This is a genomic window from Echinicola sp. 20G, assembly GCF_015533855.1.
In the GTDB taxonomy this organism is placed as follows: domain Bacteria; phylum Bacteroidota; class Bacteroidia; order Cytophagales; family Cyclobacteriaceae; genus Echinicola.
In genome coordinates this window covers 5,183,007-5,202,479 of the sequence record NZ_AP024154.1, presented here as the reverse complement: position 1 = coordinate 5,202,479, position 19,473 = coordinate 5,183,007, and the positions used below count along the sequence as shown (strand labels likewise).

Here is a 19,473-nt window from a genome sequence, read left to right as displayed (position 1 = left end):
CTAAATTAAAAATTTAGTCAGCAACTTGACTTTGCTATCTCTTTGGTACCAATCATTGTACACTAATTCCAGAGAATCTACCGTAAAACTTCCGAAATCATGATCTTTGTATTGCTCGACCATGGCAATGAGTTGCTCTTTATGCTGAAGCGGGGAAGAGAAGCGCATAATGGTAGAATGGGCTGTTTGTATAGCGTACCTTTTGTCCAGACTTTGTTCTAGGTCAGCACCTTTAAAATTATCACGGAGCTGATTTCTAAGCTGCTGTAAGGTATTGTTTTCAGGGTAACCTTTAACCAAGACTCCCGCTGGACTAAAGGTAGCTCCCTTAAATTCAACCCTAAACGGCTGAACACCTTTCAGACTATTTTGTACCAATTCAATATAATCTGGAACATGAATTTTTTTAAGTTCAAATCCAACATAACAGGAAATAATGGACAAAACGGTCATATGAAGATCAGAGTCCGGATAGTAGTATTGATTCGGTTCCAGGCCTTTCAAAATATCTAAAAAGTTTTGGACCTGACCTTTGGTTTCTAAACTTGGTCGGGCAAGTAAAGTTATGCCCCTGCGACTGTCAGCAGGGGACTGTATTTGCTTATCGATCTCATATTGGTCGGTTTTGACTTTAATCAGGGAATTTTCAAAAAGTTGGTCGTAATGTTTTTTCAAATCCATAATGGTCCACTTGCCAAATTGCTAGATTGATTTCAACCCAAAAGGTAAGTGAAATAATTCATTCTATGAGTTTAAAGGTCTCGAACATTTCTTTAAGTTCTTCCCAAATGCTGATGGCTGCTTTGGATTGAGGACTCCATTGGATTTGCAATTGGTAGAAGTGCTTCTCATTTTCAAATAGTCGGTTCATCCGATAGATAGAGATGTGCTGCGTTTCTCCATTGATGGCAATGTTTTTAATTGAATTGGTAGAGCTCCAAAGGATAGAGTCTTTTCCGCTGACAAGTTGATCCAAGCCCTCGCTGAGCGTTTTTTGAATGGAATTATACAGGTTGGGTAAATTGGGCTCAAAAAGCGTATCGAGGCTTTTTTTCTTGTCCATTACCTGAATGATAAAGCTATTGGAAAACATCATGTTCTGGACTTGAAGCTGTCCATAAAACAAGTCATACCGGAGCTTTTGTTGTTCTTCTTCGGTGAGGGGATTTCCATCATTGGCCTTTTGAAATTCAGAAAGCCTAATGATGTATTTTTCGATCATATCTGTGGTGGAGGCATCTGTAAAATTGATTTCTAAAGGCTCTCCATATTCAAACATCACCGTTTCTGATTGGATCAACATGTTTCCAAAGGGCATCAGGGAGCTGTTAGCTTCAATTGTGGGCCATTGCTCTTCTTGGATTGCTCCCAATTTCAGCAGGTATTCTTTATTGCTGAGGTACAGTGGATCCTTCCAGTGTTTGAGTTGGGGGCGTTTTAAAGAAAAACCCAATTTGTTGTCCACAAAATTCAATTCTGTATTTTCCGGTGCAGGAGCCGTTGGCGGTTTATGGGTGTCAATATCTATTACTTTGGAGCCAAACTTAATTTCCTCCTTAGCGGTATCCGAATTTCTTTGGTGATAGCGATCGATAAAAATTCCAACAACGATAATTATCAAAAAGATCAGCATAAAAATAGGGTACCAACTTGACATTGGGTGATCTTTTGGGGTCAGGTTCATCGCCAAAATGATGATAGCTTCTCCGACCAAAACAACCAGACCTAAAAGTTTCAGCCAATCACTTATTTCGGATAAAATTGAAGCTCTTTTTTCCTTTTCCATAGCTTTTTATTTTGGGTATATTAAGAGTTAGATTGGTTTCATCAAATAAAAGTTGGTGTGATAAAAACACTGAAAATGAGGTAAATACTTTTTAGTAAATATAATTAATTGGGTGAAGAAAAAAATATTTGTATATACATGTAATTATGGAATTATCTGAAACATAATTTGTTTGAATTAGTAGTTAATGAGGGTCGAAGTTCGAATAGTTCGGGTCAAGTAATTTTGATACACATAATGCATCTGTTTGTTTAGAAATAGGTAAAGAGGAAATCTACCTGTCCATTTGAAGACACATTCTATTTATCATGAAAAATTTATCTGAATTTAAGCGTTATGCTGATCATCTAGATGATCAGGATTTTGTGATGCCGGTATTGTTTATTGGACATGGTTCACCGATGAACGGTATTGAAGACAATGTTTTTTCCCAGTATTGGAGGAAGTTGGGGCAGGAGATCCCAACTCCAAAAGCAGTCTTGGTTATTTCGGCTCATTGGCTCAGCAGGGGGACAAGAATAACGGCGATGGATTTTCCTAAAACCATTCATGATTTTGGTGGTTTTCCTCAGGCCCTTTTTGATGTTCAATATCCAGCTCCTGGAGATCCTGATTTGGCGGAGTTTACGGCAAATCAAATTCAATATACAAAAATAGATTTGGACCATGAGTGGGGCTTGGACCATGGCACTTGGACTGTTGTTCGACATATGTATCCAGCAGCCAATATTCCTGTTTTGCAGTTGAGTATAGACTATTACCAATCTCCAAAATATCATTATGAGTTGGCCCGAGAGCTATACCAATTAAGGAAAAAAGGGGTACTGATCATAGGAAGTGGCAATATGGTGCATAACTTGAGAATGGTAGCATGGAGCAAATTAAACGAACCAGAATACGGCTATGATTGGGCAATAGAGATGAATGATACATTTAAGAATTTGATTTTGGAAGGAGACTACAACGCTTTAATTCAATATGAGAAATTGGGAAAATCAGCTCAGCTTGCCATTCCAACACCAGACCATTATATTCCTTTGCTGTATACCATGGGCTTGAAAAGCGGAAAGGATCAAACTAGCTTCTTTAATGACAAAGTAGTGGGAGGATCTTTGACCATGACCTCGGTGATGTTCGGAGGGTAATTGAATAAGAGTAGTTTACCCCGTATGAAATATTATAAGAGGGTGAGATTTTTTTGATACCTGCTGACATAGGGCTGTCACTTAGGTGTATTTTCTTTGTTATAATTATTTGATTCTAACCTTAAAAACAGCAACATTATGAAAACGCAATCAGCAGCAGCCGTACAACCTTTATTTATTTCTACAGATGCCATGTTGGCTCATTGGCAAGGACATAGAAGACTAACCAGAAGGGTGATTGAAGCTTTTCCAGAGGATAAACTTTTCGGCTATAGTATTGGTGGAATGAGACCCTTTGCAGATATGGCCATGGAAATGATCGATATAGCAGTGCCTGGTGTAGAAGGATTGGCCACGGGGAACTGGGAGAAAGTAGAGGAGTTCGATCATTCCAAATCGATGCCCAAAACTAAGGAAGGACTTTTAGAACTATGGGATAAGGTAACCCAAATTATTGATGAAACATGGCCTAAAATAACTTCTGATAGGTTCCAAAAGGTAGAAATAGCGTTTGGTCAATATGAAAACACCAATTACAATACCTTACTCTATTTTGTTGATAATGAGATTCACCACAGGGCACAAGGCTATGTGTATTTGAGGTCTCTAGGAATTCAACCTCCATTTTTCTGGGAGAGGTAATTTGCTGGAGTAATGATTATTAAGTAGTTATTCTTAAGTTGAAACATTTTGCTAGCTTCCAAAATCAGGAGCAAGCAAAATGTTTTTTTGATTAATTAGTGTAGTCTTTCTGGATGATGTCACCCAAACAAAATATCAATTTTTGACTTATCTTAGTTTTATGAGACCGAGAAATTAACTTTTGTAATGAATTTAGCACAGCACTGCAAACTTTGTGACTACAGTCAATATGATATTGAAAAGGGATTTTTTTGTGGAATAACCCAATCAAAACCTGATTTTAAAAATAAATGCGCCGAGATAAAGTTTGATGAAAAATACAAACAGCTGATTCGTGATATAAATATTGAACACCACTTGGTCAAATCTACCAAGGCTTTGACCATTGGGAATTTGATTGTTTTTCTACTCATTGCAATTGCCTTTATGGTTGCTGGCTATTGGTATGGGACAATGGCCTGGGATAAAGGAATTGTTGCAACTGTTCCTTTCATTATAGGAGGAATAGGTTTTTTGGTACTACCTATGGCCACAGGTCCTGTCAACAAATACAAGAGGGATATGGCCGTTGCAAAGGAGAAAAAGGAAAGATTGGATCGTTTATTAGGAGTGTATAATATTTCTTACGAGATTGAAATTACAGTTAGAAAGGATTTACATGGAAATAAAGAGTTCGACACCAAACTGGAATTTACAAGAAAACACTACAGATAGCTGAAAACCCTGAAAAAAATACTGTTTCCTCTATTTTCTATTTTTCTATTTTATAGAACATGGGAAATGATGCGGCAGTTTATGAGAGATCCCAGTATACTTTATTCTTTGATGGAATCGGTTATTTTGGCTTTTCTATTGACCCTTTTTGTCACTGGAGGTTTTGCATTTTTGGGCTTTGTTTTTACCACCAGTAAACTTTTGCCCGAGCAGTACTATACCATCAAACGACCCAAAAAACTGAAGAGAATTTATCACAAGTTGGGGGTCCGGCATTTTAGATTGATTATTGTATTGGCCTTTTGGGGCAATACAAAAAACAAGAAAAGATTTTTTGATGGCACAAGATCAGGTTTAAAACACTTAGTTGTGATGTCCAAGCAAGCTGAGTTTGGGCATTTTGCTGCTTTTTGGTTAATCTTTTTGTTATCTATCCTCTTGCTGTGGAAAGGCTATTACTTGATCGCCGTAATTGCCAATCTGATCAATGTGATTGGAAATTTGTATCCAGTGATCCTTCAGCGTCACCATAGAATGAGGTTAGATCGCTTATTGGCTAAATGAAAATTCAATAATGGGATAATTATAATGTAGCTCAAGCTTATCATTCTTTTTTCAAATCCTTATATTACAGGTAAATAGGTTCTAACAAATGCAAGCAAGCTTGATATGAAAAAGATTATTTTAATTTCCATGGTTCTTTTTTGGGCTTTCTCGGCTCAGGCGCAAACAGAGGAATTGTTGATCGGTAAGTGGAAGTTGGAAAAATGGACGAAAAAAGGAGAGGAGCAAGATATTGTTTCCAAATTCAAGACTGATGAGGTTTATCAAGTATTTGAAGAGGATGCTAAATTTAAAAGCCTTATTGGAGATAAGGAGACCAAAGGTAGTTGGAAGCTTTCCAAAGATGAAAAATCGCTAACAATTTCCGTGATGGTCATTAAGGCAAAATTTGATATTGAATACATTGATGACAAAAAAAGGGTCATCTCCTCGAAGCAAGGAACTTTAGAATATAGGAAAGTTGAGGATTAGCATATTCAAAAAAGTAAAAAACGAAGCGCCAAGGTTTAACCTTGGCGCTTCGTTTTTTATTGCCATTCAATAACAGCCATCACAGGGAAATGGTCTGATGGATAGCGGTTATGATAGGTGTCCGTTAAAACCCCGTATTTTTTGACATGAAGGAATTCGCTCACAAATACATGGTCAATCCTTCTATCAGTTGTTTTGGAAAGGTCAAAACTATTGAAGGTACCATTATTAGCATAGCGTAGGTCACTTGCTTCATAGCAATCTTTAAGTTCTTTGGAGTCCTTTAAAAGCTGATAAGCCGGATTGTCTTGGTCCACATTGAAATCTCCTGTCAACATAACAGGAATTCCAGACTTATCCGCCTCCTTGATCTTACTAAGAATAAGTTTACCACTTTCCTGGCGAGCTTCCACTCCTACATGGTCAAAATGGGTATTGAAGAAATAGAACTGTTTGCCAGTCGCCTTATCTTCCATTTTAGCCCAAGTGCAAATTCTAGGAAGGGCAGCATCCCAAGCTTTATTAGGTTTGCTGGTGTCTGTGGAAAGCCAAAATGTATCGCCTTCCAGTACTTTGAATTTGTCTTTGTTGTAGAAAATTGCAGCGTATTCGCCTTTTTCTTTTCCATTATCTCTACCCACTCCTACATAGCCAAAGTTGGTCAAGTGCTCGTCCAAGTAAGTTACTTGATGATGGAGACCTTCTTGGATTCCGAAAATATCAAAACCATGGAATTTGATCAGGTCAACAACTACTTCTTTGCGGTTGTCCCAATTGTTTGGTGCATCACCAGGGTTATCATATCGAAGGTTAAAGGTGGCTACTGTCAGGTCATTGGTCTGTGCTTGAACAGTAAAAGAAGCCATAAGGCTTCCTAGAAGTACAAAAGCTACGAATAGCTTGGTTTTTAAGGATTTCATTTTTGCGTTAGCGCTTTTAGGTTTAAATTATTTTAGATCATAATTATTTAATGATCAGATCAATTACCAACCGGGGTTTTGTCCCAATTCTGGATTCATCAGCAGATCATTTTCAGGTATAGGGTAAAGATAGTTTTTTTCTTCCCATTCCCTAGGTTGATGGTCTAACCAATGAATTTCTCCCTTGTTTTCTTCGGATAATTGTTGTGGGTTGATACCAGAGTCAATGTTAGTTGAAACATTGATATAGGTTACTCCTTCCACAGGGTTAGACGGCATGGATGTATAAAAAGCCACGTCCAAGATGCCATCCTCATTAAGGTCAATCGGAGTGTTGAGTGCTGGAACATAAAAGCCATTCCATTTCATTTCCATCAATTCCCCTTTTTTCCACCTCACGATATCATAGAACCTAAATCCTTCAAAAACCAATTCTATACCTCTTTCACGTCTCACTTCCAATAAAATGGGGTCGGTAATCTCTGGGAAATAGACCTGCTGTAGATATGCGTCCACGACGGTAGGAAGGCCAAGGTTTTCCGTGATGCCTGCTCTGGCCCTCAAGGCTCCAACGGTCTGGTTCCAACTTTCAGCATCCAATGTTCCCAATTCCGCTTTTGCTTCAGCATAGTTCAGTAAGATTTCGGCATATCTCATGACACTTACACTGTTAATATTACGGCTCCCGCCGTCATAATACATGTCGTCCAAGGTCCATTTGATGGGTTGGTAACCTGTGTAAGTATAGGAGAAAATTGGAGGCGCAGGAACAACAGAACCTGCGTTGGTTCGGGTATAATCACCCATTCTGATCGTTTGTTGTAGCCTTTTATCCCTGTTTTGAGTTTCTTCCACAAAGGTCATGGTTTCATGCCCCGCTACATCAGTGAAAGGACTTCCATCAATGTTCAAGTAGGTGTTGACAAAATCCCTGGTCAAACTTACCCGTGAACCATAGGTAGAACTTGTCCACCACCAATTGGCATCATGAAATACACTTAAGGCCGGATCAATGACAACAGAAAGAATTATTTCCTGTGAAACCGGTTTTTCACTGATAAATAAAGAACGGTAGGAAGATTCTTCGCCCGCACCCTGATACAAGGAGAAGTCTCCGCTTTCGATAACCTCTTCAGCAGCTTCAGCAGCTTCAGTCAACCATTGGTCGGCTGAAGAAGTAAGTCCATAATCTGTGTGGTACTTTCTAAAAGTACCTTCAAACAGACAAATGCGGGATTTGAATCCAAGAACGACGTTTTTGGTGATCAAGCTTCTGCTGTCATCATCTATGGCCTGGATATTTTCGATGGCGTAATCAAGATCCCTCAATACAGAATCCATCACCAAGGTTCTGGAATCACGTCCATTGAAAAGGTCTGGATCATTCACGTCCATGGTTTTGTTGATCCACGGAACATCTCCAAATCGCTTTACTTTTTCAAAGTAAAAGTAAGCTCGGAAAAATTTAGCAAGGGCATTATAATGATTTCTGGTTTCAGGGGTGAGTTCTTCACTCACATTGTTTTCCAGGAAGTAATTGATATTTCTCAATTCACTCCATGACCAGCCACTACTTTGGGTGGGAGTAAAGTTGCCCGGACGAAGAAAGTCAGGAACCTGGGTTCTGGCAGAATAGTCAGCCATAGCATCTCCAGAGTGGATGTCTCGAGCTGTGGGGAGAGCATTGTAAAATGAGTTGGCATAAAGCTCCAGTCCATTTTCACTGTTAAAAACAGCACCGCCTGAAGTGGTGGCTTCTGGGAATTGATCCAGTTCTGCGCAACCTGATGCCATAATGCCCATTAGCGCCATTGATCCGAATAGATTTTTTATATTTTTCATGGTGGATGATGTCAATTTAGAAAGAGATAGAAAGTCCGAGGGTTACACTTTTAAGAATAGGGTAGTTGTTACCATTTCCTGAAGTACCAGAAGTCAAAGCAAGATCAGATGGGCCAGTGCTTTCTACATCAAGGTTTTTGGTGACTTTATACAATGGTGACCAAGACCAAAGATTCTCGCCTGAAAGGTACACTCTTGCACCTCCTAGTTTGAATTTGGAGGCTACATATTCCGGAAGGTTATAGCCAATTTGGATGTTCTTCATTCTCAAATACGCAATACTCTGTAAGTACCTTGTTTGGGTAGAAGACAGGGAGCGGTTGCTACCTATGGCAGAATATCCCCTGTATCTTGGGAAGTAAGCGTCTGGATTGTCTTCAGACCAAATGTTTCCTATCATGGATTTAGGAACGTCATTGTAAGGCCTGTTGTATTGTCCCCAGAAAAGACCTGCTTCACCTCCTGGCCACCAATCTCTCTTACCAACACCTTGGAAGAAAGTGCTAAAGAAGAAGTTGTTCCAGTTCAAATCAATATTGAATCCATAGGTATATCTTGGTGTAGCATTACCAATGATTTTTTGATCACCTGGATTGTCTACCGTGTTTAGTCCTTTATCTATGACACCATCACCGTTGATATCTTGGAATTTGATGTCTCCTGGCAAGGTGGTTCGGCTGGTAGAAGATTGAATATAAGATTGGTCTGCATGAGAGTTGATGTCTTCCATGGATTCAAATAAGCCCTCTGTGACATAACCCCATATTTCACCCACTTTCATTCCTTCGTAATAATCAGTAAGGCGCTTATCAGGGTTGTTGTATTTGGTGATGGTGGAGGTATAATCCGCCATGAAGAATTTAACACTATAGTTCAATGGCTTCGAGGCCATGCTCAACTGATCCTTCCAGCCCACGACAAACTCCCAGCCTTTGGTTCTGAGGTCGGCATAATTACCTTTAGGTACAGCTGTACCGAACACAGCAGGAAGTGAATTACCCACAGTAAACATGTCTGTAGTATTTCTGATATAGGCATCACCGGTAAATGTCAGTCGATTTTCCAATAGGCCCAAGTCCAGCCCGATATTGGCGGTGGTGGAAGTTTCCCAAGTAAGGCCATCAGGTAGGACGCCAGGTTGGCTGGTGTACTGAGGTCTCACTCCATTCAGAATTCTCCCTGATTGAGAAATAGAGAAGAGTTCTTGGAAAGCATATGAGTTGATGTTACCATTTCCTAAGGAACCATAAGAAGCCCTGAATTTAACATCGGAAACGGCTTTTTCTGAGATATTAAAGAAGGATTCATCTGATATTCTCCAACCGGCAGAGAAGGAAGGGAAGAAAGCGTACCGCTGATCTTGTGGGAATTTAGATGAGCCATCATAACGACCATTTACTTCCAATAAATATTTTCCGGCATAATCATAGTTGGCTCTGAAAAAACCTCCTTGGATATCCCATCTCTCCCATCCACCATTGGTGGTGATGGATTGACCCAATGCCAAATTGATGTCTTGTGCATCTTCAAAGATCAATCCGTTTCTTTGGGCTGTTAAATTACTGTAAGTGGAAGATTCAAAGTTATAACCTACCAATCCTTTGAGGTGGTGATTTCCAGAAAGCTTGGGTTCGTATTCCGCATAGATATTGGTAGCCAAATAACGGGTTTCAGAACGACTGTTTCTGATGTCGTTGGTATTGGTTCCAACATACTCAATTACTCCCTCGCTTCTGCTATAAGGAACAGGTACACGGATACGTTGCTCATTGTTTTGAATGTCTTGGAAAGTGAAGTTTCCTCGGACACGAAGAGTATTGTCCAAAAACTTGGTACTAAAACTGGTGATGTTTTTTATGATAGTCCTTTCGGTGTCGATACCATTCTTTCCATAGTAAAAATCTCCTACAGTATATGCGGCAGAATAGGATAGGGTACCGTCAGGGTTCAGCAATGGAGCTAATGGGTGACCTTCATCGGCAATATTTCTCCAGATACTTCCACCTTCTCCTACGTTCAAAGGGTTATGGTATTTCCTGAAGGAGTAGTCTGTATTGTTCTCTACTGTAAGCCAATCGGTCATTTCCATAGAGCCTTTGGCCCTGAAGTTGTACATTTTGAAATCATCAGAGTTATATTTGAATAACCCTTCCTGATCATAATATCTACCGGTGATGTAATATCCAGTTTTTCCACTACTTCCAGAAAGTGATAGGTTTTGCTCCATGGCGAACAAGCTTTTTTTGTAGAGTTCACCATAGTAGTCAGTGCTACCATAATAGATGTATTCACCATTTGGTCCTACTTCTATATCAGGAAGGCTGGGATCTTCAGATCTTCTCTTTAGCTCAGCCAAATATTCTTGGGAAAAAGGAAGTGTTTTGTTGGCATTTTGAGGTGTCTGGGAATAATCATTCCACGCTGTCCAGGCTTCATTAAACATGGACGCCCAAGTATAGCCATCTGTAACCAAATCAGGCACTGTAGTTGGGGATTTTATAGAGTAATTGGAGGTATAGGTCAAGGACATTTTATCCTTTGCAGGAGCCTTTGTTGTGATCAGAATCACTCCAAATGCGCCTCTTGCACCATAGATGGAGGCTGCAGAAGCATCCTTAAGGACAGAGATACTTTCAATGTCTGAGGGGTTGATCATGGAAGGATCACCCTCTACACCGTCTATCAATACCAATGCATTTCCTCCTTGCCCGATTGAGGTGGTTCCCCTGATATTGAAAGAGGGAGACTGTGTAGGTTTTCCGTCCTGAATATTGATATTAAGGTTGGGAATAGCCCCTTGAAGACCCTGAGCAATATTCGGCACGGGACGGTTTTCAAAGACCTCACCAGTTACTTGGTCCACAGCTCCAGTCAAGTTGATTTTCTTTTGCGTACCATAACCAACCACTACGATTTCTTCCAATTCATTGGAAATAAGTTTGAAATGGATGGGAGAATTGACAATGGTCATACTGGCAGCTTGGTAACCGAGATAACTGGCAGTAATATTTTTTCCTACAAGTTCTTCAGGAATATCCATACTCCAATTTCCGTCAAGATCAGTAGCAACTCCCAATCCAGAGCCTTCTATGAATACTGAGGCACCTACAATAGGTTCTCCTGTATCATTGTCGCTGACAGAACCAGAGATTTTAATGTTTACCTCGATCGGTTTTGAGGATGGGGCTTTTTTGTTTTTTCTGACTGCAATGGATTCATTGACTTGTCTGAAACTTAGTCCTGTCTGATCAGCCACTCGGTAAAGCAGACTTTCTAAATCAAGTGACCCCTCGATGTCAATTTTTTTGGTCAGTTCGGATAAATTGGGATCAAAATGAAAACGAAAATCGCTTTGTGTTTCCACTTTTTCAAATAGTTGATAAAGTAGGACGTTTCCTTTGCTGAGTTGGATTTGCGTTTCACCCATTTGCTGGGCCTTGCCTTCATGGGCCAGAGCAATATTGCTGAGGCAGTACATGAATGTTCCGATGATTAATAGGTTCGCTGTTGATTTCAAAACAATGCGAAGTAGTTTTTTTTTCATAACTTTGATTAATAAAGGTTTACTTCCTTACTGCTACATGGTCGAAGATGGAAGCAGTGCGGAAAATCATTTAATCTTTTAAAATCCGGTGATGTACCAGCATTCCCGGATTTTTTATTGCCTTTGGCAATTAGGGGCTTCAATTAGTACTTCATTTTCATTTATGGTATAGTTGATTCTTAAAGCATACTGAATGATTTTAAGGGCGTTTTCCAAAGAGGTGTTTTTAAATTCACCTGTATATTGGCAGGTTGGAGCACTCTTCTTGGCAAGTTTAAATTCGATATCATACCACTTGCTGAGTTCATGAATGACTTCCTCCATGTTGGCATTTCGGAAAGTGAGAATTCCTTGTCTCCATTTTGCAATTTGCTCAGGATCAAATTCCGTAGTTGGCTCAAAACCTGAATTTGGTTTCCAAGTGACCATTTGATTTTTCACCAAATGAACTGTTTCATTTCTGCTTTGATGGTCTTTTACGGCTACTTTTCCTGTAAAGACAGCTACCTGCACCTTTTCATCAGGATAGGCATTGATGTTAAAAGAGGTGCCTAACACGCTCGTGATAACATCTCCTGAAGTAATAGTGAAAGGTTTTTCGGGATTTCGGTGCACATCGAAAAAAGCTTCTCCATCTAAAGAAACTTCACGGGTCTCGCCAAATCTTTCTGGATAAGTAAAAGTAGATCCTGTGCTAAGCCAAATTTTAGAACTATCGGGTAGGGTAAAACTGCTAACTTGTCCAAGTTTATTGCTAATGGTAATCATTTTGACTGGGGAAGTAGTTGCGGGCTCCTTAAACCAAAACTGAAGACCAATAAGGGCGGCTACCAAAAAAGCAGCTGCGATTTTTGCAATAGCAGAGAAAGAAACTGTTTTTTTCGCGGTGCTCGTAGCATCATTAATGGGCGTAGTTCTTTTTTTGATGCTTTGCCAAGCAGCGTGTTTTCTTTCCGCTTCATCAGCAGCTGACTTCTGAAACTCATCTAAATGAGTGTAGTCATACCACCTGTTTAACTCTTCCAGTTCCTTATTGGAAATGGTTTTATCAAAAAGTTTTGTAATTAACTTTTTCCAGTATTGATTGATTTCCATTTTTTAATAATCGGCTTTCAATCAATAGAGTCATAAAATGGGATTGCTGTCTATTCGAAACGGGTTATGTAATTTTTAAGAATGAAATAATTTTGGTAACCTTTTAGTAATACGTATCAATTGAACAGTATCCATAGCAAACTAGCCAGAGCAATGTCTTCAGTTAGTTTTTCTTTAAAAGTTCCTGTTGCTTTGGCGAGATGGTTTCGCACAGTGGAGGGAGAGATATTGAAGCTTTTTGCAATTTCCTCAACAGACATTTCATGGTTTCTTTTCATTAAAAAAATCTCGCGACAACGAGGTGGTAAAGTGTCTGTAATGGTGTCTATTTTATCATAAAGCTCATTGAATTCCATGATTGAAAATCCATTCAGATTATGAGAGGGCTCCGTATTATCGGTGGCGTTTAATGCTTCAAATTGCTGTTCTTTTTGTGCTGCCAACTTAAAAAAGCCGTATTTGACCATGGTGATCAAATAGGCACTAAGTTCAGCCTTGATCTTGATGGAGTGGCGGTATTTCCAAAGACTGATGAAAACTTCCTGAGTAAGGTCTTGGGCCAAATCAGGACTTTTGGTTTTGTGCAGCGCTATTTGAAAGAGCTGGTCCCAATATCGGTTAAAGATTTCTTGAAAAGCCTTGTGATCTTCTCTCAAGGACATCATTCTGAAAAGTTCGGTATCACTTGCTGCGCTGTTCATGAGACTTTGTTTGTGTCAAATGTAAAGCGAAGTGTAATAACTTATGGCCGGATAGGAGTTAAGAAAAGATTAATTATAAAAATGACAGTTATTCCATATTAGACAAGTTCCTTGATTTCTACATAACTCTCCAATGTGGAGTGGGAGGCACCTGTAAAGCTTCCTATCACAGGCAGTGTGAGTTCTGGGAGAAAGCTGGCAGCTAAAGGAATGTAAAAAGCGTCTGTCAACAGTCCCAAACTCGGGTCTAGCCCGATCCATCCAGCTCCTGGGCAGAATGCTTCCACCCAAGCATGAAGCTCGTGGTTTTCCTCCAATTTGGGGTTATAGGCATAGCCACTGACGAATCTACTGGCCAATCCTTCGCTCCTCAAGATATTGATCAGCAGCCAAGCCAAGTCCCTGCAGGATCCCTTGGCTTCTTTGAGGGTTTTTTCTGGTGCCCAAACACCAGGAGCCTCTCGAATAATGTGTTTGCAAAGTTGATGTACATAGGCGGTCAAATCCACTAAAAAAGAAACTGTGTCCTGACTTTTAGACTTGAATTCCCTGGCCACCTCATGGATTTCAGGTTTGCCTGTATTGTTGAGAAAAGGAATAAGAAAAGGCTGTTTTTCAGAAGGGTAGTTGAAAGTGATTTCCCCTCCATCATTTCTCTGTTCAAAAGCTTTATCGATGATAAACTCAAAGGGATTGAAGTCAGCAGTACTGATAGTAGTTTCTATGTCTATTTCCAACTTATCGGTGGGTTGGGAAAACCAAACCTGTTGGAACAGGTTGCCTTCCATGTCTAGACGGTAATTCACTCCCTGGGGCTTTGGAGTTACTCTGGATTCATAGGATAAAATGTGAAAATACCTTCTCAAGGAAGGGGAAAGCAATATTTTTTGTGGGCTAAGCCAAGCATCAGTATCATATGTGTAGACTGTTTTGTGCTTGATATTCAGCTTCTTTTCAGTAGTCATCTATTTGGGCTTCATTCTTTAGAAAGGCCTTATTCAATACCTCGGCGGGAAGTTCACTGATGGCTTTTCTGAGTCGGTTATTCCAAAAATCAGAAATATGTATCAATTCGTTTTGTTCAAAACGCTGTTCCTTGATGTAAAAACCATCATTTTCCATTACTACCGTATCTATTGGAAAATCAACATCATTGGCAGAAATCCTGGTTGCATCAAAAGCTAAAAAGGCACTTTTGATAGCAAAGTCCAATGTTTCGTCATAGGAGAGGGATCTTCTCAATACTGGATTTCCAAAGCCGGTATTACCGATGATTACAAATGGAGTTCCTTTTTTTATTTCGATCCAATTGCCTTGAGGGTATAACAGATACAGTTTGGGCTCTGAATCATCTTCCAGTTGCCCGCCAATAATGCTATGAAGGTTAAAATGAAGGCCTGATTCCTCCAGACTGTCCTTGTCCTCTTTGGCCACCCTTTTTATTTGGTTGCCCAATTCATTAACGGTTTTGTAAAGTTTGTTGAAGTTGTCGTCTTGCTGTTCAATAACCTCGTTAAAGTAGGTGATGGCCTTGTCCCTAACAGACCGTAAGCCAGAGGTCATGATAAAGAATGAATGCTTATTCTTATTGACCACAAACACCTTCTTGGAAGTAGTGGTTTCTGATCCACTGGTAATTCGTGTGTCGGAAAGACCTACAATACCATGCTTAGTTTTTATACCCAAACAAAATGTCATTATTCCTGCTGTTGTTGTTGAAAGTTATACTCCTTTTTAATTTGAAAGAAATTTAACTGAATTTGTTCAGAAATCGCATTTATTTTTTTTTGTAAATCATCAATTGATTCATGTAGGCCATCTGCAATGATGTCAGATACTTCACTAAATCCTAATTTAGACCGAAGAGAGCCCAATGATTTTTCCGCTTTATTTTGGAATTCATTCTCTTTAGATCCTGAAATCATGTGAAGGCAATCTTCAGCTTCTTTTAAGCAAAAATAAATAGATCGAGGAAACTGCTTGCTAAATATTAAAAAATCAACCACCCCGTTGGATTGGATTTTACCATGGATCCTTCTGTATGTGTTAAAACCAGTAACAGATTTAAGAAGAGCCATCCAGTGTAGAAAATCAAGCGGGGAGCCTACTTCTTCAGGGGTAGGGAGCAGCATATGGTATTTCACATCTAAGATTCTGCTGGTTTTATCTGCCCGCTCAAGGTACATTCCCAATTGTTTCCAGTACCAACCTTCAGTTCGAGCAACAGTACTCTCTGTGAGACCATAAAGAAGCTGGATTTGGTTTTTGATTTTATCAAAAAAGCTTCTTGGGTCTTTTTTATCCCATATCTTTCGCGGTGTTGCTTTTTTGATAAAATGGTACAGTTCATTTATCTTTTCCCAAGTTTCCTTACTGAGGTTTTCCCTGACTATCCGGGCATTTTCCCTGGCATAGGTAATTGAGGAAATGATAGAGTTTGGATTGGAAGTATCTAATGTGAGAAAGTTTATAACACTTTTTTTATCAAATTCTTCATAACTTCCACTATAGATTTCATGGTCACCTGTAGCAAAAACCAATGGTTCCCATTGAGTTTTTAGGTCAGGCGGTAAATCTAGCATGAGATTGAAATTTACATCGATAAAACGGGCATAGTTTTCAGCCCTTTCCAGGTACCTGCCCAGCCAGTAAATTGAGTTAGCAACGCGACTTAACATAGAAAATTATTTATAGAGTACCCAAGTGTCTTTACTTCCTCCTCCTTGTGAGCTGTTGACCACTAGTGATCCTTTTTTGAGAGCGACTCTGGTCAAGGCTCCAGGGACTACGTCAATTTCCTCACCATACAGAACATAAGGTCTTAAGTCCACATGACGACATTCAATAGTGTTTTCGGTAAGTGTTGGTACCGTAGAGAGGGAGAGTGTAGGTTGGGCAATGTAGTTGTTAGGATTGGATAAAATTAGTTTTTTGAATTTTTCATGCTCCTCAGGAGTTGACTTAGGCCCGATCAGCATTCCGTATCCTCCTGCAGCGTTGGTTTCCTTGATCACGAGTTCAGCAATATTGTCCAAAACATATTGTCTTTCATCTGGCCTTCTGCAGAGGTAGGTAGGTACGTTGTTGAGAATAGGTTCTTGATTCAAATAATATTTGATGATATCAGGGACATAGGCATATACTGCTTTATCGTCTGCGACACCAGTTCCCGGAGCATTGGCCAGGGCAATATTACCTGCTTTGTAAGCCTCAAAGATCCCAGGGACCCCCAGAAGAGAATTGGGATTAAAAATATTAGGATCAATAAAAGTATCATCTATCCTTCTGTAGATCACATCGATTTGCTGGTAACCATGAGTGGTTTGCATGTAGACTTTGTTGTTTTGAACAACAAGGTCCTCTCCCGTGACCAATTCAACACCCATTTGTAAGGCGAGGTAGGAGTGCTCATAGTAAGCAGAATTATATATCCCTGGTGTAAGTACGCCCACAACCGGTTTTTCCTTGTTACTCAGGTTTTGCAGCATTTGAAGCAAGCGAGCAGGATAATTGGACACAGGCATTACACCTGTTTTATCCAGAATATCCGGGAATGCCCTTTTGATGATCTCTCTGCTTTCTAGCATATAGGAAACCCCTGAAGGACAACGCAGATTATCTTCAAGGACAAAATAATCACCGCTTTTGTCTTTGATAAGGTCTGTCCCTGTGATGTGACACCAGATGCCCTTAGGGGGAGTAAGTCCTATGCAGGGCTTCAAAAAATCCTTACTGTTAGTGATCAGGTCTTCTGGAACAATACCATCTTTGAGGATTGCCTGTTCATTATAGATGTCCTGAATAAAATGGTTCAAGGCATCTACCCGCTGCTTCAGGCCGGCTTCTAATTGAAGCCACTCAGAGTTGGGTATGATTCTCGGAATAATGTCTAAGTGAAGTATCTTTTCGAGTCCTTGGTCGTTGTCATAAACATTGAAAGTCATTCCCATGGACATTTGAGTTTTATTCGCAGAAAATTGAAGTTGCTTTAATTTTCTTGGAGCAGTCTTTTTAAGCAATTTTTCAAAAACCCTGTAATGTTCCCTACAACCTCCTTCCTCAGTGAACATTTCATCAAAAAGGCCTGCGCATTGATAATTGGCTAAATCCATGGGTGTTTCGTGTTTAAATCTATAAAAAGTGGTTCTATAAATTACTAAAAATGTAATATAAAACAAAATGTAGAAGAGTATAGGCGTGAAAATTATCCTTTATTTCTTTAATCAGTAAGCTTTATATTTTAATTATTGAACATAAAAGATTTGCAATTAGGGTGTGGCAAAAAATAATAATAGAATTAGGAGAGTAACCAAGCATTTGAAACTAACCATGAAGTCTAAGGGGATATTCATGTTAAATGCTGAAGACTATTGTTCATTGTATTGCTCAGCGATTACTATAATTGGGCTATGAATGAAGAATTATCTTTGATAATTAATGCTAAATCGATTAACTTACAAAGAAATTAATATTAACAATAAACATGAGCGGGATAACCCAAGTCCGTGATGTGCATACCAATTATTTAATCAGACATGATCAGAAGGGATTTTATCAAAACCAGTGCCGCTGCCACCTTGGGCATGGCCATAGGGCCTGCTGCATCTTTTGCAGGAAATTTAAACTGGAAAGTCACCAATAGACCTGCTGTTGCCGAACGGAACTTTACCAGCAAGGCGGTAGAAAATACAATTAATGAAATCAAAAAGAATATAAAGGACCAAGAGTTGGCTTGGTTGTTTGAAAACTGCTTTCCAAATACATTGGATACCACAGTGGAATATTCAGAGAAAAATGGTAAGCCAGATACTTTTGTTATCACCGGGGATATTCATGCCATGTGGCTCCGTGATTCTTCAGCCCAAGTTTGGCCTTATGTTACTTTGGTAAATAAAGATAAAAAACTCAAAAAGCTGATTCAAGGAGTGATCCACCGACATAATGAATGTATTATCATCGACCCTTATGCGAATGCATTCAATAATGGTCCAGAAGGAGGAGAATGGCAAAGTGACCATACTGATATGAAGCCGGAGCTGCACGAGCGTAAATGGGAAATCGATTCTCTATGCTATGCTGTCCGTTTGGCCAATGGATATTGGAAAGAAACAGGAGATACATCTGTTTTCGATGATCGTTGGGAAAAGGCCATGAAGTTGGTTGTGAAGACTTTTAAGGAACAGCAGCGTAAGGACGGTAAAGGGCCTTACCATTTTGCAAGAACCACCTCCAGGGCTACTGATACCCTTTCAGGGGATGGTTATGGTAACCCAGTGAAGCCAGTTGGTCTGATTTGCTCTGCTTTTAGGCCTTCGGATGATGCTACCATTTTCCCATTCTTGATTCCCTCGAACCTATTTGCTGTCCAGTCCCTTAGACAACTTGCGGCTATTTACAAAGAGGTCAAAAAAGATACTTCTTCAGCTAGGGAATGCGAGGATTTGGCCAATGAAGTAGAAAAAGCCATACAGAAATATGCGGTTGCAGATCATTTGGATCATGGTAAGATTTATGCCTTTGAAGTAGATGGGTATGGAAACCAATTGTTTATGGATGATTCCAATGTGCCATCTTTGTTGAGTATGGGGTATCTGGGCTGTTTGGATATCAATGATCCTATTTATCAAAACACAAGAAATTTTGTCCTGAGTGAAGATAACCCTTATTTCTTTTCAGGTAAGGCGGCGAAGGGAATAGGCGGCCCTCATGTTGGGATGGATTATATATGGCATATGAGCATCACCCTGCAGGCCATGACTGCCACTGATGAGGATGAAATCAAGCAATGCTTGGAATGGATCAAGACCACCCACGCGGGAACAGGCTTTATGCATGAAGGATTCCATAAAGATGACCCGGACAATTTTACCCGAAGTTGGTTTGCTTGGGCCAATACCTTGTTTGGAGAATTGATTTACACCCTGTACCAGGAAAAGCCTCATTTGCTGACATAGAATAACAAGGGTGGATTTCATTAAATCGAAACGGATATTGAAGCTATCGAAATAGCCGTTTCGATTTAATTAAAATTTGACTATCAGACCTATTA

At 39.7% G+C, this 19,473-nt stretch carries 17 protein-coding genes; 6 read left to right on the top strand and 11 right to left on the bottom strand.

The genetic code is table 11. The features are described from left to right. Both JL001_RS20925 and JL001_RS20920 read right to left on the bottom strand, forming a co-directional pair. Positions 1-681, bottom strand: a complete 681-nt coding sequence (locus tag JL001_RS20925; protein ID WP_200979624.1) for a 2'-5' RNA ligase family protein — start codon at positions 679-681, stop codon at positions 1-3. Between the two features lie 58 nt (positions 682-739). Further along, the gene (locus JL001_RS20920) at positions 740-1,786 is read right to left on the bottom strand and encodes a hypothetical protein (protein ID WP_200979622.1); all 1,047 of its coding nucleotides are present in this window, start codon (positions 1,784-1,786) and stop codon (positions 740-742) included. Between the two features lie 308 nt (positions 1,787-2,094). On the opposite strand from JL001_RS20920, the gene ygiD reads away from it, so the two are divergent. The 5 genes from ygiD to JL001_RS20895 all read left to right on the top strand — a co-directional run bounded on the left by ygiD (position 2,095) and on the right by JL001_RS20895 (position 5,322). Beyond that, positions 2,095-2,931 (top strand): 4,5-DOPA dioxygenase extradiol, encoded by an 837-nt coding sequence (gene ygiD, locus JL001_RS20915; RefSeq protein ID WP_200979621.1) that lies wholly within the window; start codon positions 2,095-2,097, stop codon positions 2,929-2,931. A gap of 138 nt (positions 2,932-3,069) precedes the next feature. Then, positions 3,070-3,573, top strand: coding sequence for a DinB family protein (locus JL001_RS20910; protein ID WP_200979619.1), 504 nt, complete (start codon positions 3,070-3,072; stop codon positions 3,571-3,573). A gap of 186 nt (positions 3,574-3,759) precedes the next feature. Then, a complete protein-coding gene (locus JL001_RS20905; RefSeq protein ID WP_200979617.1) occupies positions 3,760-4,287 on the top strand; it encodes a hypothetical protein in 528 nt (175 codons plus the stop codon). Between the two features lie 111 nt (positions 4,288-4,398). Continuing rightward, positions 4,399-4,851: a hypothetical protein gene (locus JL001_RS20900; RefSeq protein ID WP_236252926.1), complete on the top strand. Its 453-nt coding sequence runs from the start codon at positions 4,399-4,401 to the stop codon at positions 4,849-4,851. A gap of 105 nt (positions 4,852-4,956) precedes the next feature. Continuing rightward, on the top strand, positions 4,957-5,322 hold the full coding sequence (locus JL001_RS20895) for a DUF5004 domain-containing protein (RefSeq protein WP_200979615.1): 366 nt from the start codon (positions 4,957-4,959) through the stop codon (positions 5,320-5,322). A 56-nt stretch (positions 5,323-5,378) separates the two neighbouring features. Here JL001_RS20895 and JL001_RS20890 read toward each other — a convergent pair whose 3' ends face one another. From JL001_RS20890 to JL001_RS20850, 9 genes are all read right to left on the bottom strand, one after another. Continuing rightward, a complete protein-coding gene (locus tag JL001_RS20890; RefSeq protein ID WP_200979614.1) occupies positions 5,379-6,242 on the bottom strand; it encodes an endonuclease/exonuclease/phosphatase family protein in 864 nt (287 codons plus the stop codon). A 63-nt stretch (positions 6,243-6,305) separates the two neighbouring features. Next, on the bottom strand, positions 6,306-8,084 hold the full coding sequence (locus JL001_RS20885; protein WP_200979613.1) for a RagB/SusD family nutrient uptake outer membrane protein: 1,779 nt from the start codon (positions 8,082-8,084) through the stop codon (positions 6,306-6,308). Positions 8,085-8,100: 16 nt separating this feature from the next. Further along, positions 8,101-11,628, bottom strand: coding sequence for a TonB-dependent receptor (locus tag JL001_RS20880; protein WP_236252925.1), 3,528 nt, complete (start codon positions 11,626-11,628; stop codon positions 8,101-8,103). A 114-nt stretch (positions 11,629-11,742) separates the two neighbouring features. Continuing rightward, positions 11,743-12,723, bottom strand: coding sequence for a FecR family protein (locus JL001_RS20875; protein WP_200979612.1), 981 nt, complete (start codon positions 12,721-12,723; stop codon positions 11,743-11,745). Positions 12,724-12,839: 116 nt separating this feature from the next. Then, positions 12,840-13,424 carry an RNA polymerase sigma factor gene (locus JL001_RS20870; protein WP_200979611.1) on the bottom strand — a complete coding sequence of 195 codons (585 nt, stop codon included), beginning with the start codon at positions 13,422-13,424 and terminating at the stop codon, positions 12,840-12,842. A gap of 98 nt (positions 13,425-13,522) precedes the next feature. Continuing rightward, positions 13,523-14,389: a transglutaminase family protein gene (locus JL001_RS20865; protein WP_200979608.1), complete on the bottom strand. Its 867-nt coding sequence runs from the start codon at positions 14,387-14,389 to the stop codon at positions 13,523-13,525. Further along, the gene (locus tag JL001_RS20860; protein ID WP_200979607.1) at positions 14,379-15,122 is read right to left on the bottom strand and encodes a peptidase; all 744 of its coding nucleotides are present in this window, start codon (positions 15,120-15,122) and stop codon (positions 14,379-14,381) included. The genes JL001_RS20865 and JL001_RS20860 overlap by 11 nt, the downstream gene beginning before the upstream one ends. Continuing rightward, positions 15,122-16,102: an alpha-E domain-containing protein gene (locus JL001_RS20855; RefSeq protein ID WP_200979606.1), complete on the bottom strand. Its 981-nt coding sequence runs from the start codon at positions 16,100-16,102 to the stop codon at positions 15,122-15,124. Before JL001_RS20855 ends, JL001_RS20860 begins: the two co-directional genes overlap by 1 nt. Positions 16,103-16,108: 6 nt before the next feature. Further along, positions 16,109-17,536 carry a circularly permuted type 2 ATP-grasp protein gene (locus tag JL001_RS20850; protein ID WP_200979605.1) on the bottom strand — a complete coding sequence of 476 codons (1,428 nt, stop codon included), beginning with the start codon at positions 17,534-17,536 and terminating at the stop codon, positions 16,109-16,111. Positions 17,537-17,959: 423 nt separating this feature from the next. On the opposite strand from JL001_RS20850, the gene JL001_RS20845 reads away from it, so the two are divergent. Further along, entirely contained in the window at positions 17,960-19,378 is a 1,419-nt protein-coding gene (locus JL001_RS20845; protein ID WP_200979604.1) for a glycoside hydrolase family 125 protein, read from the top strand. Positions 19,379-19,473 lie beyond the last annotated feature (95 nt).